15 protein-coding genes and 3 pseudogenes are annotated in these 16465 nt (G+C 62.3%); 6 read left to right on the forward strand and 12 right to left on the reverse strand.

Going from position 1 to position 16465, the window contains the following annotated elements:
* The first annotated feature begins 35 nt into the window (after positions 1 to 35).
* Genes CCOS864_RS23895 through CCOS864_RS23910 form a run of 4 tightly spaced genes read left to right on the forward strand, consistent with a single transcriptional unit; the run spans position 36 to position 2014 of the window.
* A complete protein-coding gene (locus CCOS864_RS23895) occupies positions 36 to 605 on the forward strand; it encodes an antibiotic biosynthesis monooxygenase (protein WP_115088694.1) in 570 nt (189 codons plus the stop codon).
* Positions 606 to 660: 55 nt separating this feature from the next.
* On the forward strand, positions 661 to 1359 hold the full coding sequence (gene folM, locus CCOS864_RS23900) for a dihydromonapterin reductase (RefSeq protein WP_115088695.1): 699 nt from the start codon (positions 661 to 663) through the stop codon (positions 1357 to 1359).
* Between the two features lie 24 nt (positions 1360 to 1383).
* Entirely contained in the window at positions 1384 to 1680 is a 297-nt protein-coding gene (locus tag CCOS864_RS23905; protein ID WP_045196092.1) for a DUF1244 domain-containing protein, read from the forward strand.
* Positions 1673 to 2014, forward strand: a complete 342-nt coding sequence (locus tag CCOS864_RS23910) for a HopJ type III effector protein (protein WP_115088696.1) — start codon at positions 1673 to 1675, stop codon at positions 2012 to 2014. Before CCOS864_RS23905 ends, CCOS864_RS23910 begins: the two co-directional genes overlap by 8 nt.
* Here the strand turns inward: CCOS864_RS23910 and CCOS864_RS23915 are convergent.
* From CCOS864_RS23915 to CCOS864_RS23945, 8 genes and pseudogenes are all read right to left on the reverse strand, one after another.
* Positions 1998 to 2942, reverse strand: coding sequence for an alpha/beta hydrolase family protein (locus CCOS864_RS23915; RefSeq protein WP_115088697.1), 945 nt, complete (start codon positions 2940 to 2942; stop codon positions 1998 to 2000). The genes CCOS864_RS23910 and CCOS864_RS23915 overlap by 17 nt on opposite strands.
* Positions 2943 to 2951: 9 nt before the next feature.
* Entirely contained in the window at positions 2952 to 3638 is a 687-nt protein-coding gene (locus CCOS864_RS23920; protein WP_115088698.1) for a GNAT family N-acetyltransferase, read from the reverse strand.
* 181 nt (positions 3639 to 3819) lie between these two features.
* A complete protein-coding gene (gene fabV, locus CCOS864_RS23925) occupies positions 3820 to 5019 on the reverse strand; it encodes an enoyl-ACP reductase FabV (protein ID WP_115088699.1) in 1200 nt (399 codons plus the stop codon).
* 171 nt (positions 5020 to 5190) lie between these two features.
* Positions 5191 to 5763 (reverse strand): annotated as a pseudogene (locus tag CCOS864_RS28820) (methyl-accepting chemotaxis protein); the annotation flags it as partial.
* A gap of 282 nt (positions 5764 to 6045) precedes the next feature.
* Positions 6046 to 7368: pseudogene (locus tag CCOS864_RS28825) on the reverse strand (HAMP domain-containing protein); the annotation flags it as partial.
* A gap of 70 nt (positions 7369 to 7438) precedes the next feature.
* Positions 7439 to 8272 (reverse strand): regulatory signaling modulator protein AmpE, encoded by an 834-nt coding sequence (gene ampE, locus CCOS864_RS23935; protein ID WP_115088701.1) that lies wholly within the window; start codon positions 8270 to 8272, stop codon positions 7439 to 7441.
* Positions 8269 to 8835, reverse strand: a complete 567-nt coding sequence (gene ampD / locus CCOS864_RS23940) for a 1,6-anhydro-N-acetylmuramyl-L-alanine amidase AmpD (protein ID WP_115088702.1) — start codon at positions 8833 to 8835, stop codon at positions 8269 to 8271. The genes ampE and ampD overlap by 4 nt, the downstream gene beginning before the upstream one ends.
* Before the next feature lie 79 nt (positions 8836 to 8914).
* Positions 8915 to 11104 (reverse strand): DUF1631 domain-containing protein, encoded by a 2190-nt coding sequence (locus tag CCOS864_RS23945; RefSeq protein ID WP_115088703.1) that lies wholly within the window; start codon positions 11102 to 11104, stop codon positions 8915 to 8917.
* 254 nt (positions 11105 to 11358) lie between these two features.
* Here CCOS864_RS23945 and nadC point away from each other — a divergent pair, with 254 nt between their 5' ends.
* The gene (nadC, locus tag CCOS864_RS23950; protein WP_115088704.1) at positions 11359 to 12207 is read left to right on the forward strand and encodes a carboxylating nicotinate-nucleotide diphosphorylase; all 849 of its coding nucleotides are present in this window, start codon (positions 11359 to 11361) and stop codon (positions 12205 to 12207) included.
* 114 nt (positions 12208 to 12321) lie between these two features.
* Here nadC and trxB read toward each other — a convergent pair whose 3' ends face one another.
* Together trxB and CCOS864_RS23960 are read right to left on the reverse strand one after the other, a co-directional pair.
* Positions 12322 to 13284: a thioredoxin-disulfide reductase gene (gene trxB, locus CCOS864_RS23955; protein WP_115088705.1), complete on the reverse strand. Its 963-nt coding sequence runs from the start codon at positions 13282 to 13284 to the stop codon at positions 12322 to 12324.
* Between the two features lie 135 nt (positions 13285 to 13419).
* A complete protein-coding gene (locus CCOS864_RS23960) occupies positions 13420 to 14019 on the reverse strand; it encodes a peroxiredoxin (protein WP_010223549.1) in 600 nt (199 codons plus the stop codon).
* 271 nt (positions 14020 to 14290) lie between these two features.
* On the opposite strand from CCOS864_RS23960, the gene cysZ reads away from it, so the two are divergent.
* Positions 14291 to 15019 carry a sulfate transporter CysZ gene (gene cysZ / locus CCOS864_RS23965; RefSeq protein ID WP_115088706.1) on the forward strand — a complete coding sequence of 243 codons (729 nt, stop codon included), beginning with the start codon at positions 14291 to 14293 and terminating at the stop codon, positions 15017 to 15019.
* 39 nt (positions 15020 to 15058) lie between these two features.
* Here cysZ and CCOS864_RS28930 read toward each other — a convergent pair whose 3' ends face one another.
* Both CCOS864_RS28930 and CCOS864_RS28935 read right to left on the reverse strand, forming a co-directional pair.
* Positions 15059 to 15490 (reverse strand): methyl-accepting chemotaxis protein, encoded by a 432-nt coding sequence (locus CCOS864_RS28930; RefSeq protein ID WP_476748471.1) that lies wholly within the window; start codon positions 15488 to 15490, stop codon positions 15059 to 15061.
* 159 nt (positions 15491 to 15649) lie between these two features.
* Positions 15650 to 16375 (reverse strand): annotated as a pseudogene (locus tag CCOS864_RS28935) (PAS domain-containing protein); the annotation flags it as partial.
* Positions 16376 to 16465 lie beyond the last annotated feature (90 nt).

Raw genomic sequence — 16465 nt, forward strand, 5'->3', positions numbered from 1 at the left:
CCTACCCGCCACGCCCAGTTGCCAGGAGATATACCATGTCTACCCCACCCGTAACCCTGATGGTTACCCGCCGCGTCGCCGATGGTCGCTACCAGGACCTGATGGCCTGGCTGCACGAAGGCGAACAGCTGGCCACCGACTTTCCCGGCTACCTGGGCTCAGGCGTGCTCGCCCCGCCCCCGCAAGGCGATGAGTTCCAGATCATCTTCCGCTTCACCAACGAACAGACCATGCACGCCTGGGAGCACTCGGCCTCACGCAAGGCCTGGCTGGACCGTGGCAATGGCCTGTTCGCCGAGCCGTTGGAACAGCGGGTCAGCGGCCTGGAAGGCTGGTTCGGCAGTAACCCGGTGCAGCGCCCGCCGCGCTGGAAGCAGGCGGTGGCGATCTGGCTGGCGTTCTTTCCGGTGTCGCTGCTGTTCAATCTGCTGTTCGGCCACTGGCTGGGCGCGCTGGACCTGGTGCCGCGCATCCTCCTCAGCACCCTGGGCCTGACGCCGCTGATGGTGTATTTCTTCATTCCGCTGTCGACCCGCCTGCTGGCCAACTGGCTGAACGCCAGCCCAACCCGCCCGGGGCCTCAGGGCGCGCGCAATCCCGCCTAGTTCGGGTATGCTGGGGGTTATCCAAGCGAACCAGTAAAAGTTGACCGCCCCCACCATGAACAGCCCAATTCTTGTCACCGGAGCCAGCCAGCGAGTCGGGCTGGCGCTGGCCCTGAACCTGGCGCAGGCCGGCCATACCGTGGTCAGCGCCAGCCGCAGCAAAAGCCCCGAGGCCGCGCACCCGAACATCATCCAGTTCCAGGCCGACCTGTGCCAGGAAGACGAGCGCCTGGCTCTGATCGAACACCTGCAAGGCAACTACGACGGCCTGCGCGCCATCGTGCACAACGCCTCGTTGTGGCTCGACGATGACCTGGCCAACCTCAATACCATGTTCAAGCTGCACGTCGAGGCGCCCTACCACCTGAACCTGGCCCTGGGCGAGCAACTGGCCAAGGTGGACAAGGCCGACATTATCCATATCTGCGACGAGACCTCCTCGCGCGGCAGCGGCAGCCATATCGGCTATGCCGCGACCAAGGCCGCCCTGCAGAACATGGTGCTGTCGTTCGCCGCCAAGTACGCGCCGAACATTCGCGTCAACGCGATCCTGCCGGGCTTGCTGATCCTCAAAGAGAACAGCGACGAGGCCTACCGCCAGCAAACCCTGAAAAAGGCCCTGCTGGAATTCGAACCCGGCGCCCAGCCGCTGATTGATGCCGTGCGCTTTCTGCTCGACAGCCAATACAGCACCGGCAGCAACCTGGTCATCAACGGTGGCCGCCACCTGAAAAACCGCATCGCGGTAGACTGAGCTACCGCTGTCACGAGAACGTCCATGAACGATCAACAGAAACTCGAACTTGAAGCCGCCGCCTTCCGCCGCCTGGTTGCCCACCTGGACAGCCGCAAGGACGTGCAGAACATCGATCTGATGAACCTTGCCGGCTTCTGCCGCAACTGCCTGTCCAAATGGTACAAGGCCGCCGCCGATGAAAAGCAGATCGAGCTGAGCATGGATGAGGCCCGCGAAGTGGTCTACGGCATGCCCTACGCCGAATGGAAATCCCTTTACCAGCAAGAAGCCAGCGCCGAACAACAAGCGGCGTTCGCCAAAGGAAAGCCCAATGACTGATCTCAATACCCTGCGCGCCAGCCTGAAGTCCGGCGAGCACATCTTCGCCGATACCCTGGCCTTCATCGCCGAGCACTACGCCTACCAGCCACAAGCCTTCAACAACGGCGGCGTAGACAACGCTGCCGGGCAGAACGAAGGTTCGTGCAAGACCCTGGGCCTGGCCTTGCTCGAAGGCCTGAGCAATGAAGAAGCTTTGCTGGCGTTCGGCGAACACTACCGCTCGGTGCTGGCCACCCCGCAAGGCAGCGACCACGGCAACATCCGCGCGCTGATCGAGCATGGCCTGGCCGGAGTCAAATTCGCCGAGCAGCCGCTCAAGCGCCTGGGCTGATCAAACGCCCCGGTGTACCTTCGGCCAGTTGCCCCTGCTGCAGCCAGTGCAGGGCAATTGGCCAGAGCCTGGGCTGGAAGCGACTGTGGAAAAAGGCGAAATGGCCGATCCGGCTCTCGTCGATATCGCCAGGGGCGATGCGCAGATGGCTGCGCTCACTGGCCTCGAAGTACCCCAGTAATCGCTCGATGGCGGCAACCGTGCCGAACGGATCGTCGCTCAGGCTGATGGCCAGGGTCCTGGCCCTGACCCGAGCGAAGGGTAAATCAACCAGCGCCCGTGCACTCGGACGTTGCTCATAGGCTGCAGACGGCGTGCTCCAGTCCTGCACCACCCCGGCCGGGGTATCCTCCAGCCAGCCCAGGCGCTTGCCGGGAAAATAACCGAACACCCGCGTCAGCAACGGCATCAGTACGTGCCATTTGCCGAACAGTTGCCAGCGGCTGTCGGCGGCATAATCGCGCCAGTAGGCAAACTGCGCGCCCACCGTCACCAGCCTGCGCAGCTGATCAGCCGAAGGCGCCAGCCCCGCCGCACAACCTCCAAAACTGTGACCGACCACGTCGATCGGCTGGCCGGGAAACAGGCGTTGGGCACGTTGCAGCATGGCTTCGAAATCCAGCGCGCCCCAGTCGGTCCAGGAGGCCTTGAAGTGGCGCATGGACGCCGGGCGCGACTCACCGATGCCGCGATAGTCATAGGTGATGACCTCGAAGCCATGGGCGAACAGATACTGGGCAAAGCGGGCGTAGTAGCTGCAGCGCACCGAAGTGGCGGCGTTGATGATCACCAGCGGGCGCGTAGCGTCCGGCACCTGGTGGCGCCAACAGAAACCGCCGAGGGAGTATCCGTCGGCGGTTGTTTCGCGAAAGGCCTGGCCGCTGTTGCTGGCAACGGGCAAAACCGGGAATGCTTCGAGACTGCTCATCGACCTCTGTTATGCCGAAGCCGCTACCTGCGGTGCAGGGACCTTGCGCAAGCCGCTCAGTCGCGACCCATCGTAGCGGGTTTCGCGAAACAGGCGCCAGCGTCCGAACAATCCGTACACGTGCATAGCTCGACCCTGCTCGTGATAGCCCATGCGCAGGTGCAGTTTGAGCGCCGGAATATTATGGGTTTCGCAGACATCCACTACCTTGTCGCAGCCTTTGGCGCGCATGGCCTCCCACAAGCTGATCTGGGCATCCACCGACAGGCGGGTACCGAAGTAGGCGCGGATCATCTCGCCGCCGAATTCAAAGAACTCACCGGGCTTCACCGGAAAGGTGCAGCCGTAATAATGACGGTCGTGATAGTCGCGCATGCTGCCGAAGATGAACGCCACGGCATCGCCCTGCTCATCCAGGTACATGTGCCCGGTGTGGCCTTCGGCGGCCAGCTCGCGCATGGTCTGTACGCGGTCGCCGAAGTGGCGGGCGAAGGCGTCGGCGTTCTCCGGGGTGATTTCCACCAGGCGTACCGCAGGATGGTCGCGCAGGTTGTGAGGCGCAACCGGGCTGATCAGGTCGCGTTCCATCCACAGTAACTCCCAATGGAAGAAGATGTAACGCTCACACAGGGTTTTCAGGGTTTTCTGCAAACCCTTCTGCCTGATCCGCTCTTTTAGTTTTTGCAGTCCACTCATAGCACCTCCTGACCAAACCTTGGCGGTTGAAAAAGGGCATGTAAAGAGTGGTATAGATCAGCGCGGCGGCGGGAATATCAAAAGGCCAGTGGCAGACTTGTTTCAAATTGTGTTTCGAGGATGAAACTGTTGCCGCACCCGGGGAAAACAGGTGCGGCAACAAACGCTTAGCGAGGGCTGATTACAGCTCGATGCAGTCAAACCGTACGTCGGTAGCCACATCGGCGTCATAGTCAACATCCTGACGCTCGAAACCGAACAGGTTGAGGAACTGCTTCTTGTAACCGGCGTAGTCGGTAATTTCGAACAGGTTCTCGGTGGTCACCTGCGGCCACAGGGCCTTGCAGGCATCCTGTACGTCGTCACGCAGTTCCCAGTCGTCCAGGCGCAGGCGGCCTTCTTCGTCCAGCGCCGCTGGCGCGCCATCGGCACGGTACAGGCGGTCACGGAACAGACGATCGAGCTGGTCCTGGGTACCTTCGTGAACGTTCTTTTCCTTCATGATCTTGAAGACCATCGACAGGTACAGCGGCATCACCGGGATGGCCGAGCTGGCCTGAGTAACGACGGACTTCAGTACCGCGACATTGGCGCCACCACCGACCTTCTTCTCCAGGCGCTTGGCGGTTTGATCCAGGTCCATCTTGGCCTTGCCCAGGGCGCCGTGCCAGTAGATCGGCCAGGTGATTTCGGTACCAATGTAGCTGAAGGCCACGGTGCGCGCTTGTGGCGCCAGAACGCCGGCGGCGTCCAGGGCGTCGATCCACAGTTGCCAGTCCTGGCCACCCATGACGGTGACGGTGTCGGCAATTTCCTGCTCGCTGGCAGGCTCGATGGACGCCTCGATGATGGTGTCCTTGTTGGTGTCGATGGCGGTCGACTTGTACGGCTGGCCGATTGGCTTGAGCGCCGAGCGCACCAGTTCGCCGGTCTGTGGCAACTTGCGCACTGGCGAAGCCAACGAGTAGACCACCAGGTCGACCTGGCCGCCCATTTCGCTCTTGATCAGCTCGATGACCTTGGCCCGCGCTTCATCGGAGAATGCGTCACCGTTGATCGACTTGCTGTACAGGCCTTCGGCCTTGGCGAACTTGTCGAAAGCGGCAGAGTTGTACCAGCCCGCGGTGCCGGCCTTGGTTTCAGTGCCCGGCTTTTCGAAGAACACGCCCAGGGTATCGGCCTTGAAACCGAAGGCGGCAGTGATGCGCGCTGCCAGGCCGTAACCGCTGGAAGCACCGATCACCAGCACCTTTTTCGGACCATCCTCGCGCACGCCCTGCTTGCGGGTGGCTTCGATCTGATCACGTACGTTCAGCTCGCAACCGGTCGGGTGCGTAGTGGTGCAGATAAAACCGCGGACTTTGGGATGGATGATGGCCAATGTCTGTACCTCGTCAGTGAATTTGCTGAGGGAGCCGAATCGCGTGGACTCGAGGTTCCGTTTGCTGTGAGGGTGAGACTACACCCGCAGCGTTGCCGACACATCCGGCCCCCTGGAATCCTTCAGGGCGCTACTTTGTCACAGCGCGGAAAACTTCAGCAACCGCTGATCTCAGACCCGGAACGCACCGATCAGGCGCTTGAGCTCCAGCACCTGGGTCGACAGCTTGCGGCTGGCGTCTTCGGTCTGGTGCGCGCCCTGGGTGGTGTTTTCCGCCGCCCGGTTGATCTCGACAATGTTCTGGTCGATATCGTGGGCCACCGCCGTCTGCTGCTCCACCGCCGCGGCGATCTGCTGGTTCTGGTCGACGATACTGCCAATGGCGCCAAGGATGTTCTCCAGCGCCTGCTGCACCTGCTGCGATTCGCCAACCGTGCCCGAGGCCATCTGATGGCTGCTGTCCATGGCCTTGACGGCGGCCCCTACACCGCCCTGCAGGCGCGAGATCATCTGCTCGATCTCTTCGGTAGACTGCTGGGTACGCTTGGCCAGGGTGCGCACTTCATCGGCGACCACGGCAAAACCGCGGCCCTGCTCGCCCGCCCGGGCCGCCTCGATGGCGGCGTTGAGGGCCAGCAGGTTGGTCTGTTCGGCGATGCTCTTGATCACCTCCAGCACCCGGCTGATGGCCTGGCTGTCACTGGCCAGCTGGTTGATCACCGCCACCGACTGGTCGATCTCACCGGCCAGGCGGGCGATATTGCCCTGCTGGGTCTCGACCAGGCCGCGCCCGCTGACGGTTTCCTGGTTGACGCTATGGGCGCTGCTGACCGCCGCCGCAGCGCTGCGCGCCACTTCCTGGGCGGTGGCCGACATCTGGTTCATGGCCGTGGCCACCTGCTCGATCTGCCCGCGCTGGCCGCTGACCGCCTGGTTGCTGCGCGCCGATACCGCATGCACCTGCTCGGCCTGACGCTCGACCTCGGCGACGGTGTGACCGACCTGTTCAATCAGGTCATGGATGCGCCGCACGGTGCCGTTGAACACCTGACCCAACTCGCCCAGTTCATCGTGGCTGCTGGCCTGGAAATTGACCGTCATGTCGCCGGCCGCGACCTTGTCCATTACCGCGCCAAGGCTCTTCAGCGTGTTGCGGGTCGAGGCATAGAAGCCGCTATACAGGTAGACGATCAGCAGGAATACGGCGGCCAGCGCCGACACCAGCAAAATCATGTGCAAACGGTGCTCGGCCAGGCGCTGCTCGAGCTGCTGGCCGAGAAACTCGCCAATGGCGGTATTGAGCGTGTAGGTCTGTTCCATCAAGCCGCTAATCTGCTTGTAGAACCCCGGCCACGGCGCATCGAGGGTGTCGGCCACCACCACCTGTTCTTCGATCAGTTCGCTGGCTTGCTTGAGCGACGCCTGACTGCTGCTGGCCAGGCTGCCGAGCCTGGCTTGCGCGCCAGGCTCGGTGGCCAGCGCCTCATCCAGGCGGATGGCATAGTCAGCGCCGAGCTTTTCCAGCTTCAACAACAGGTCATCGAAGCGGGCGCTGGAAGCCGAATTGACAAAACCCTGGCCTAGCGAATACGAGCCGATGGCCCGCCCTTCGCCGAGGGTCTGGGTCACTTGCGGGGTCACCGTGGTCATCAGCTCGCTGAGCTGGCGGATCGCCGAGTCGCTGTCCTGGCTAAGCCCGGCCTGGCTGGCAATCACCTTGCTCAGTACCTGGGCCTGGCCCAGCAGCTTGTCGAACAGCGCCACCTTGCTCAACAGCGAAGTCTCGCTCTGAGCGGCCTTGAGGGTATCGAGCATCTCGCTGCGCTTGTCGTCGAAGGCCTTGGCCTGGGCCTCGTCACCGGTCATTGCAATCAAGCCGGACAAGCGGCTCTGCACCTGTTGCTCGATGCTGGCGATCTGCGCCTCGACGTCCTCGGCCTTGCCCGACTGGCCGAGCACGGCGTTGATCTGCACCAGGTTGCCGAGGGTTTCCACATCGCCGCGCAAGGCCAGGCTGCCGCCCAGCAGTTCCAGGCTCTGCAGCTCGGTACGGGTGGCATGGAACTGCGCATAGGAATCGCGGACCAGGTAGTAGTTGGTCACCAGCATGGGCAGGAAAAACAAAATACTGATCAGGCTGAACTTCATCCCGAAGCTCAGGCGGTTCATCAGCGCGATGGCCGGATACAACAGGCTCTTCAAGGGTGGTGCCCTCCGATTCTTATTGTTTTTACGGTTCCTGCCTTTGCACCATCCTCTGTAGGAGCGGGCTTGCCCCGCGATTGCGGCTTGCACCCCCACAGTGGCACAAGGCCACCGAACGTATTCAGCAACACCTGTATAGCGCATATCGGATCGGGGGTTTGTAACTTAAGGTTAACCGCCAGCGGAGCGACCAACGGCCGCTCCGCGATGGGCTTCAGCCGAGCACTGTCCACAGGGCGAAACAGGCGTACCAGAGCACTGCCGAGCGCAGCAGCAACTCCCACAGGTTGTCCAGCCCGAGCAGGCCGTCGGGGCCCGCCGAAGTGCTGGCGGGCAGGTCACCCGCGACGCGGCCGACCGAGCCGATCAGGCCGGCGGCGCTGATGTGCCAGTTCAGTAGCTCGTGCAGCATCACCCGGCTGACCGCAACGAAGTTGCCGACCAGGGCGAAACTTACGCCCAGCACGCGCACGGGTGCCCAGTCAAAGGCGTGGCGCAGTTGCAAGGCATGGTCGCGCAGCGTAGGTGTCCGTGCATGCCCGGCGGTCAGGGCCAGCAGCCGATAAGCCAGGGCTGCGGCCGGACCGAGCAGGAAATACCAGAAAATCACCGCAAAAAAGCTCTGGTAGGCCTGCCACAGCAGGTTGCCCTGCACCCGTTCCAGCAAGGCCTGGGCATTGTCGGCGGTCAAACCCAGGTCGCGTTCGGCGACATGCACCGCTGCTTGCTCGTCGCCGCGCCGCCAGGCGTCGCGAAACGGTCCTTGCGCTGCCTTGATGTCGCCACGGCCGAGGCTGTAGATCAGCACCAGCAGGTGCACCGGCAAGGCCAGCAAGCCATAGGCCACCGGCTCCAGCACGTGCAGGAGCAAGGCCAGCAGCGCCACCGGCAGCAGCACCAGGATGATCAGTACCCACCAGGGATGGCGCCTGCCGTCACGTTCAAGGCGGGCAAGCTCGGTAACGAAAAAACCATCGCGTTGCAGACGCTGGCGCAAGGCCGAGAACTTCTCGAACCACAGCACCAGCAACAGCACCAGAAAACTCATGTTTCACTCTCCTTGTCCTTGAGGCCGGCGCGGTAGCGCGGCCAGTCAAAAGCGCTACCCGGGTCGGTCTTGCGTCCCGGAGCAATATCGCTGTGGCCCTGAATCCGTTCAGTGCCAATGGCCGGCCAGGCATCCTGGATCTGCCGGGTCAATGCTTGCAGCGCCTGATACTGGGCATCGGTGAAAGGCAGCTCGTCGGTGCCTTCAAGCTCGATACCGATGGAAAAATCGTTGCATGCCTCGCGCCCCTCGAAACAGGACACCCCGGCATGCCAGGCGCGGTCCAGACAGGAGACAAACTGAGTGACCTCGCCGTCACGCTCAATAAGAAAATGCGCCGACACACGCAGGTGCTTGATACCTTCGAAATACGGGTGTTCGCAGGCATCCAGGCGGTTCTGAAAGAACTCCTGGACCTTGCCGGTCCCAAATTGCGCCGGCGGCAGGCTGATATTGTGGATAACCAGCAGGGAGATGACTTCACCCTCGGCGCGGGCATTGCAGTTGGGTGAAGGACAGTGGCGGACGCCGGCGAACCAGCCAGTAGCGCGGTCCAGTTGCATAGAAAATCCTGAGACACGGGGGCACGGGCTCAGTATGCCCCGTGGTGGCGCTGGATGCATCGTTAAAACGCGTAGGAATCTAGCGTGCTTGCGCCTGGCGCAACTGGCTGAGTACCGAGTCCAGCGCCCGGTCGAACAGCAAGGTGTCGTCCAGCTGGCGCACATGCCCGCGGCGCAAGGCTACGGCAAGGGCCATGCGCGACCATTCACGGACCTTGAGGCCGGTGCGGTTGACGAAGATGAAGCGGTCTGTGCTGGCGATCAGCTTGCAGCGCTGCACGTCGTCTTCATCGACCAACTCGATCCAGGCGCCGATACGCAGACGCTCGACCTGCAGCAACGCCGGATCATCGTCGGCCAGGCGCACCTGGGCCGCTTGCGGCTCGCAGGCTTGCGGGGTGGGCAAGACGATTTCATCGAGCACCAGTACCTGCTCGCTGGCGTCATTGTGGATAACACGCCCACCCACTACCGGTGTATCGAACATCTGCACATGCAGGGTTTCGAGCTGGGCAAAGAATTCGCTGGTGGCAAACGGATCGAACGCGGCACTGGCCAGGCCATCGCGCAATGCCTTGAGCAGTCCCGGCACCAGCTCCAGCAGGCGCAGGCGCGCCTGGTCTTCAGTGTGCGGTTGCACGCTCCAGATCAGCTCATCCATGGTCTCCAGCGCTTCGAGCCACTGGCTGGAGGTGTCGCCATGCTTGAGGCAGGCCAGCAACACCACCTGGCTCCAGGCTTCTTCGAGCAGGCGCACCACCACCCGCGGCAACGAGCGGCCAAGCAGACGCCGGTTGAGTTCCTGCTGCACCCGCTGACGAGCCAGCGCGGTGCGTGCGCGGCCCTCCTCGGCGTCGCGCGTGCGTTGTTCCAGCAGCTCGTTGCGGCGTCGCTCATCACTGCTGAAAGCGAGGAATTCAGCGAGCAGTTCGGAGAAAATCGCCGGGTCGTCGACAAAGTCGCTGAGCAGCCGCTGGACGATTTTTTCGACCCGCAGGTACAGGCTGTCGCGCTGGCAATCATCACTGGCGCCCCAACCCATCGCTGCCGTGGCGATCTCGTTGAGCAGGCGCCGGGCCGGGTGACTGCTGCGGCTGAAGAAGCTCTTGTCGAGTACCGCCACTTTGAGCATCGGGATCTGCATGCGGCCGATCAGGGCGCGCAGCGAACGCGGCAAGTTGCGGTCGGCGAGAATGAACTCGAAAAGCATGGCGATGAGGTTGATGACATCCTCGTCGACCACTTCGATCTTGCGGTAGGTGCCGCTTTTTACGCTGACCCGGGTCAGCAGTTGTTCAAGCTGCTGGTGCAGGTCGAAGTCGTCGGTCTCGGGTGTTGGCGGCACGTAATGCTGCAGGTGCGAGAGCAGGCGCAACAGGTCACGGGTACTGATCGCCTGCACCTGCTCGCACGCCTCCAGGCGCGGGGCAACACGCCCGCGCACCGGCGAAAGCAGGGCCTGCAACGAGGCAAACACCGCCTGGCCGTTGGCATCCAGCGAATCATTGGGCGATTCGTTGCCGGCTGCGCTGGCCGAAGCCTCGCGTTCAGCCTGCGGGCGGTCCTGGGCGCGGCGCCGCGGCACGGCCTTGAGCTCGGGGAGCACGCCAGTGGCAATCAGCAGTTGATTGGCTTCGCCGTACAACTGGTCGGCGTCGTGCAGCACATAGCGCTCGAACAGCTTGAGAATGATCAGCTTGACCTTGATCCCCACGCCCAGGCTGCGCCCGGCACGCAAAAAGTAATCGCAGAGCATCGCCGGGCCCAGCGGGTTGCGCGGATCGTCCAGGGCCTGGCCCACCAGGGCGCTGAATCGCAGGGTCAACTGGTTGAGGGCGATGCCGTCGCGGGCCAGCACCCGCGCGACCATGGCATCCAGCGCCACGGTGCGTTCCAGCTCGTCATTGGCCACCAGTGCCAGGCGGTCGTAGCCATGGCTGTGCAGGGCCGGCAGTGAATCGGGCTGACCGATCTGCACGAAGGCTTCATAAAAGTGGTCAAGATAGCCGCGCTCGATGTTCTTGCGCTTTAGGCGCAGGTCGCGCATGGCTTCGAAAAGGATGTTCTGTTCGACGTTGTTGGCGGCCTTGTCGGCCATCTCGAACAGGGTGTCGTCGGCGTTGTCGAACAACGCCTGCAGGCCCTGGCGCAGTTGCAGCGCGGCCTTGTCACGTACCTGCAGAAGCACCACCGGCAGACGAGCGAGGGGCGCATTGTGCGCCTGATCGGTGATGGCCTTGATCGGCACCACCTTCCCGTCGTTGTGCATCCTGGTCTCCTTGCAGGTTCGATTTTGAGCTTTTCTGGTGGTCGTCAAAGCTATGACGCCAAATACAAGGCGCATTATCGAGTAAAAACCCTTCACTCGCCAGTGCGCGCATACCGCTGCTGATAGACCGGTGCCAGCGTGAAACGCTCATTCGGCCTGACCAAAGGTCAAGCTTCGGCCGCCACTGCAGTGTTTGCTGCAAGCGCGGGCTGCCCTGCCCTATAATCGCCGGCACTTAGCTTGTGGAGCCCGCCATGCCGAATTTACGCCTCGCCGACCTGACCGCCGAAATCGAAGCCAACGTGCGCCGTGCGTTGCTCGAAGACATCGGCAGTGGCGACATCACCGCCCAGCTGATCCCGGCCGAGCGCCTGGCCAAGGCCACCATCATTACCCGCGATGACTGCGTGATTGCCGGTACGGCCTGGGTTGATGCGGTATTCCGCCAGCTCGACCCACGGGTAGCGGTGCACTGGCAGGTCAAGGATGGCGACCGCGCCACCGCCAACCAGGTGCTGTTCCACCTTGAAGGCCCGGCCCGTTCCCTGCTCAGCGGCGAGCGCTCGGCGCTGAACTTCCTGCAGATGCTGTCGGGCGTTGCGACTCACGCGCAGTTCCTCGCCGACAAGGTGGCCGACACCCAGGTCAAGCTGCTCGACACCCGCAAGACCCTGCCCGGCCTGCGCCTGGCGCAAAAGTACGCGGTGACCTGCGGCGGTTGCCACAACCATCGCATCGGCCTGTACGACGCCTTCCTGATCAAGGAAAACCACATCGCCGCCAGTGGTGGCATCGCCGAAGCGATCACTGCCGCGCACCGCATTGCCCCGGGCAAGCCGGTGGAGATCGAGGTAGAAAGCCTGGACGAGCTCAAAGAGGCCCTGGATGCGGGCGCCGACATCATCATGCTCGATGAGCTGAGCCTGGACGACATGCGCGAAGCGGTGCGCCTGAACGGCGGCAAGGCCAAGCTTGAAGCCAGTGGCGGCGTGACTGAAAGCACCCTGCGGGTGATTGCTGAAACGGGCGTGGACTACATCTCGATCGGGGCGATGACCAAGGATGTAAAGGCGGTGGATCTGTCGATGCGCCTTAGCCTCTGAGGCGGATTGCAGACACAAAAAAACCGGCCATCAGGCCGGTTTTTTGTTAGCTCACAAGATCAACTGTGGGAGCTGGCCTTGCCAGCGATCGAGCGCAGAGCGCTCGCGCAATCCTCAGAGCGCTGCGTTCTGCAGGCCGTCCAGGTAGCGCTCGACATCCAGCGCCGCCATGCAACCGGCACCGGCCGAGGTAATGGCCTGACGGTAAACATGGTCAGCCACGTCACCGGCAGCGAACACACCTTCAACGTTGGTCGCAGTGGCGTTGCCGTCACGGCCGCCATTCACCACCAGATAGCCGTCTTTCAAGGTCAGCTGGCCTTCGAACAGCGAGGTGTTCGGCGTGTGGCCGATGGCGATGAATACGCCGTCAACCTTGATTTCGTCGAAGCTGCCGTCGTTGTTCTTCAGGCGCGCACCGGTGACGCCCATGTTGTCACCCAGCACTTCGTCCAGGGTGGCATTGAGCTTCAGCTCGATCTTGCCTTCGGCCACGCGGGCGTTGAGCTTGTCGACCAGGATCTTCTCGGCGCGGAAGATCTCGCGGCGGTGAACCAGGGTGACCTTGCTGGCGATGTTGGCCAGGTACAGGGCTTCCTCAACAGCGGTGTTACCACCACCGACCACGGCGACCGGCTTGTTGCGATAGAAGAAACCGTCGCAGGTCGCGCAGGCGGAAACGCCCTTGCCCATGAACGCTTCTTCCGATGGCAGGCCCAGGTAGCGAGCGCTGGCGCCGGTGGCGATGATCAGTGCGTCGCAGGTGTAGGTGGCGCTGTCGCCCTTGAGAGTGAACGGCTTGCTGGCCAGGTCAACGGCGTTGATGTGGTCGAACACCACTTCGGTCTCGAAGCGCTCGGCGTGTTCCTGCATGCGTTGCATCAGCGCCGGGCCAGTCAGGCCGTGGGCGTCGCCCGGCCAGTTGTCGACTTCGGTGGTGGTGGTCAGCTGGCCGCCGGCCTGCATGCCGGTGATCAGCAGCGGCTTGAGGTTGGCACGCGCAGCATACACGGCAGCGCTGTAACCGGCAGGGCCGGAACCGAGGATGATCACTCGCGAATGGCGTACTTCAGACATGTCACACTCCTGTCGAGCTGGCGTTCAATTGCCAGCATCGTATCGCCGGGATCGCCGGCTGGAATAAAAAAGAACCTGCGAAGCACTTGGGGAAGGCTTTTAGCCGCAGGTCCTGAAAAACGTTAACTCGCCGCCTTACAGGCTGGCGGCGTTCTCGGCCAGGTAGTCGGCAACGCCCTTGGCATCGGCCTTCATGCCTTTCTGGCCTGGGCGCCAGCCGGCCGGGCAGACTTCACCGTGCTGTTCGGTGAACTGCAGGGCCTCGACCAGGCGGATCATCTCGTCGACTTCACGGCCCAGCGGCAGGTTGTTGACCACCTGGTGCTGCACAACGCCTTGCTGGTCGATCAGGAACGAGGCACGCAGGGCCACGCCGTCATCGTGCTCGATGCCATAGGCACGGGTAATCTCGTGCTTGACGTCGGCGACCATGGTGAACTCGACCGCGCCGATACCGCCCTTCTCGACCGGGGTGCTGCGCCAGGCGTGGTGGGTGAACTGCGAGTCGATGGAAACACCGACCACTTCCACACCCAGCTCGCGGAACTTGTCCATGCGGTTGTTGTGGGCAATGATTTCCGACGGGCAGACAAAGGTGAAGTCCAGCGGCCAGAAGAACAGCACGACGTATTTGCCGCGCAGGGAAGAAAGCTTGAAGCTGTCGACGATCGAACCGTCGCCCAACACTGCCGCCGCATCGAAATCAGGGGCTTGCTTGTTGACCAGAATGCTCATGGAAACTCCTTGAAAGTCAGAATTCGAAGGCGTTGAAAAGTTGTGCGCACTTTAGCGAGGTGGCAGAGATTAAGGAAATATCCTTAGACAATCCACCTTATAGGCCGGCTCTATTCATCAATAAAAGCGCACGCGGTTTATCTATGAAGCCCAGCCCGGGATGCTGCCGAGGTTTTGTTACAGCCCGTTTCTCGCTCTGCGCCGCGCTTTCGCCCGCCGCACAAACTCGGTAAGGTCAGCGCGTTTGCCTTTACCCGGAGCCTCCCCCTTTATGCAAGCCCCTGTCCTCTCTGGCCCACAGTACCTGCGCGAAGGACTGAAACTGGTCCTGAGCCCGAGCCTGCGCCTGTTCGTGCTGCTGCCGCTGGCGGTCAACCTGCTGCTGTTCGTCGGCCTGGTCTACTTTGCCGGCCATCAGTTCAGCCTCTGGGTCGATTCGTTGATGCCCAGCCTGCCGAACTGGCTGAGCTTTCTCAATTATGTGCTGTGGCCGCTGTTCGTGATTCTGGTGGGGTTGATGGTGTTCTTCACCTTCACCATGCTGGCCAACATCATCGCCGCGCCGTTCAATGGTTTCCTCGCGGAGAAGGTCGAAGTGGTGGTGCGCGGCACCGATGATTTTCCCGCCTTCAGCTGGGCCGAACTCACTGCCATGGTGCCACGCACCCTCGGCCGCGAGGCGCGCAAGCTGGGCTACTTCCTGCCACGGGCCATCGCTCTGTTCATCCTTTCGCTGATCCCGGTGGTGAACATCGTCGCCGCGCCGCTGTGGCTGCTGTTCGGTATCTGGATGATGGCCATCCAGTACATCGACTACCCGGCGGATAACCACAAGATGAGCTGGCAGGACATGCTCGCCTGGCTGCGCGAAAAGCGCTGGCAGAGCCTGGGTTTTGGCGGTTCGGTGTACCTGGTGTTGCTGGTGCCCTTCCTCAACATCCTGATGATGCCGGCGGCGGTGGCGGGCGCCACGCTGTTCTGGGTGCGCGAACGTACCTGAGGCATCGCCGCGTAGCCGTCCGGCTACGCGGCACCTCCATCAGCTCGACAGCTGGTTGGAGAACTGCCCCACCGCATTGACCACCTTCTGCGCACCGTCCTGAATCTCGACGATCACCGTACCGGTTTGCCCGGCCAGTGACAGGCCTTGCTCGGCCTGGCGCTTGCTGCTGTCGATGATATCCACCGCCGCCTTGGCCAGGTGTTCGTTCTGCTGCACCACTCGGGCGATTTCCTCAGTCGCAGTGCTGGTGCGCGAAGCCAGTTGCCGGACCTCGTCGGCGACCACGGCAAAGCCCCGGCCCTGCTCGCCGGCACGTGCGGCCTCGATGGCGGCGTTGAGGGCCAGCAGGTTGGTCTGCCCGGCGATGTCGCTGATGGTCTTGATGATCGAACCGATCACCTGCGACTGCTTGTCCAGCGCCTCGATGCCTTCGGCTGCTTCCTGCATGTAGGTTTCCAGGCCGCGCATGACATCCACGGTCTGGGTCACCACCTCGGTGGCCCTGCGCGCACAGGCGTCGGTTTCCAGCGAGGTGTTGTAGGCGATGTCGGCAGCCTGGGCCACGGCCGTTTCCTGGTTGACCTGGTCGGTGATCACGGTGGCGAACTTGACCACTTTGTAGAGCACGTCATGGGCATCGATGATCGGATTGTAGGACGCCTCCAGCCACACCACGCGGCCATGGGCATCAATGCGCTTGAAGCGTTCGGCGACGAACTCGCCGCGGCGCAGCTTGTCCCAGAACGCGTGATAACCCACCGAGTTGTACTCTTCCGGTTCGCAGAACAGGCGGTGATGTTTGCCCACCACCTGGTCGAGCTTGTAGCCCATGGTCTGCAGGAAGCGCTCGTTGGCCGTCAGCACTTCACCGTTGAGGTTGAACTCGATCACCGCCGTGGAGCGCATCAGCGCCTTGATCAGGCTCTCGTGCTCGCGGGAGGTTTCGATGGTGCGGGTCAGGTCGCTGGAGTGCAGGGTGAAGTATTTGATGCGCCCTTCGCTGTTTTTCACCGGCTGCAGGATCGAGCGCAGCCAGGCCTCTTCGCCATTGCCCCGCAGCAGGCGGAAAGCGCCATTGAGATGCTCGCCACGGGCAATGGCGTGCTTCATGCGCTGGTAAAAGTCGAGCTGCTTGACGTGCGCCGGGACGATTTCCTCGATGTTGCGGCCAATCAGTTGATGGCTGCTGTAGCGCATCTCTTTTTCGAAGTTGCTGTTGACCGATTCGATGCGCCCCTGCGGGTCGAGCTGCAGCACCAGCATCTCGCTGTCGAGGCTGCACTTTACTTGCTCCACTGATTGCAGTTCTTCGCGCAGCCGGAGGATTTCTTGCTTGAGTTTGCTGTTGAACATGACGCTCTCCCGGAGCGAAATCAGTCATTCGAATGCTTCTGCATCGGCTGGCGGACCTGCAATCTTGAGTCACTTGCTGGGAAATATTTA

The sequence above is a fragment of the Pseudomonas wadenswilerensis genome (genome assembly GCF_900497695.1).
GTDB lineage: Bacteria > Pseudomonadota > Gammaproteobacteria > Pseudomonadales > Pseudomonadaceae > Aquipseudomonas > Aquipseudomonas wadenswilerensis.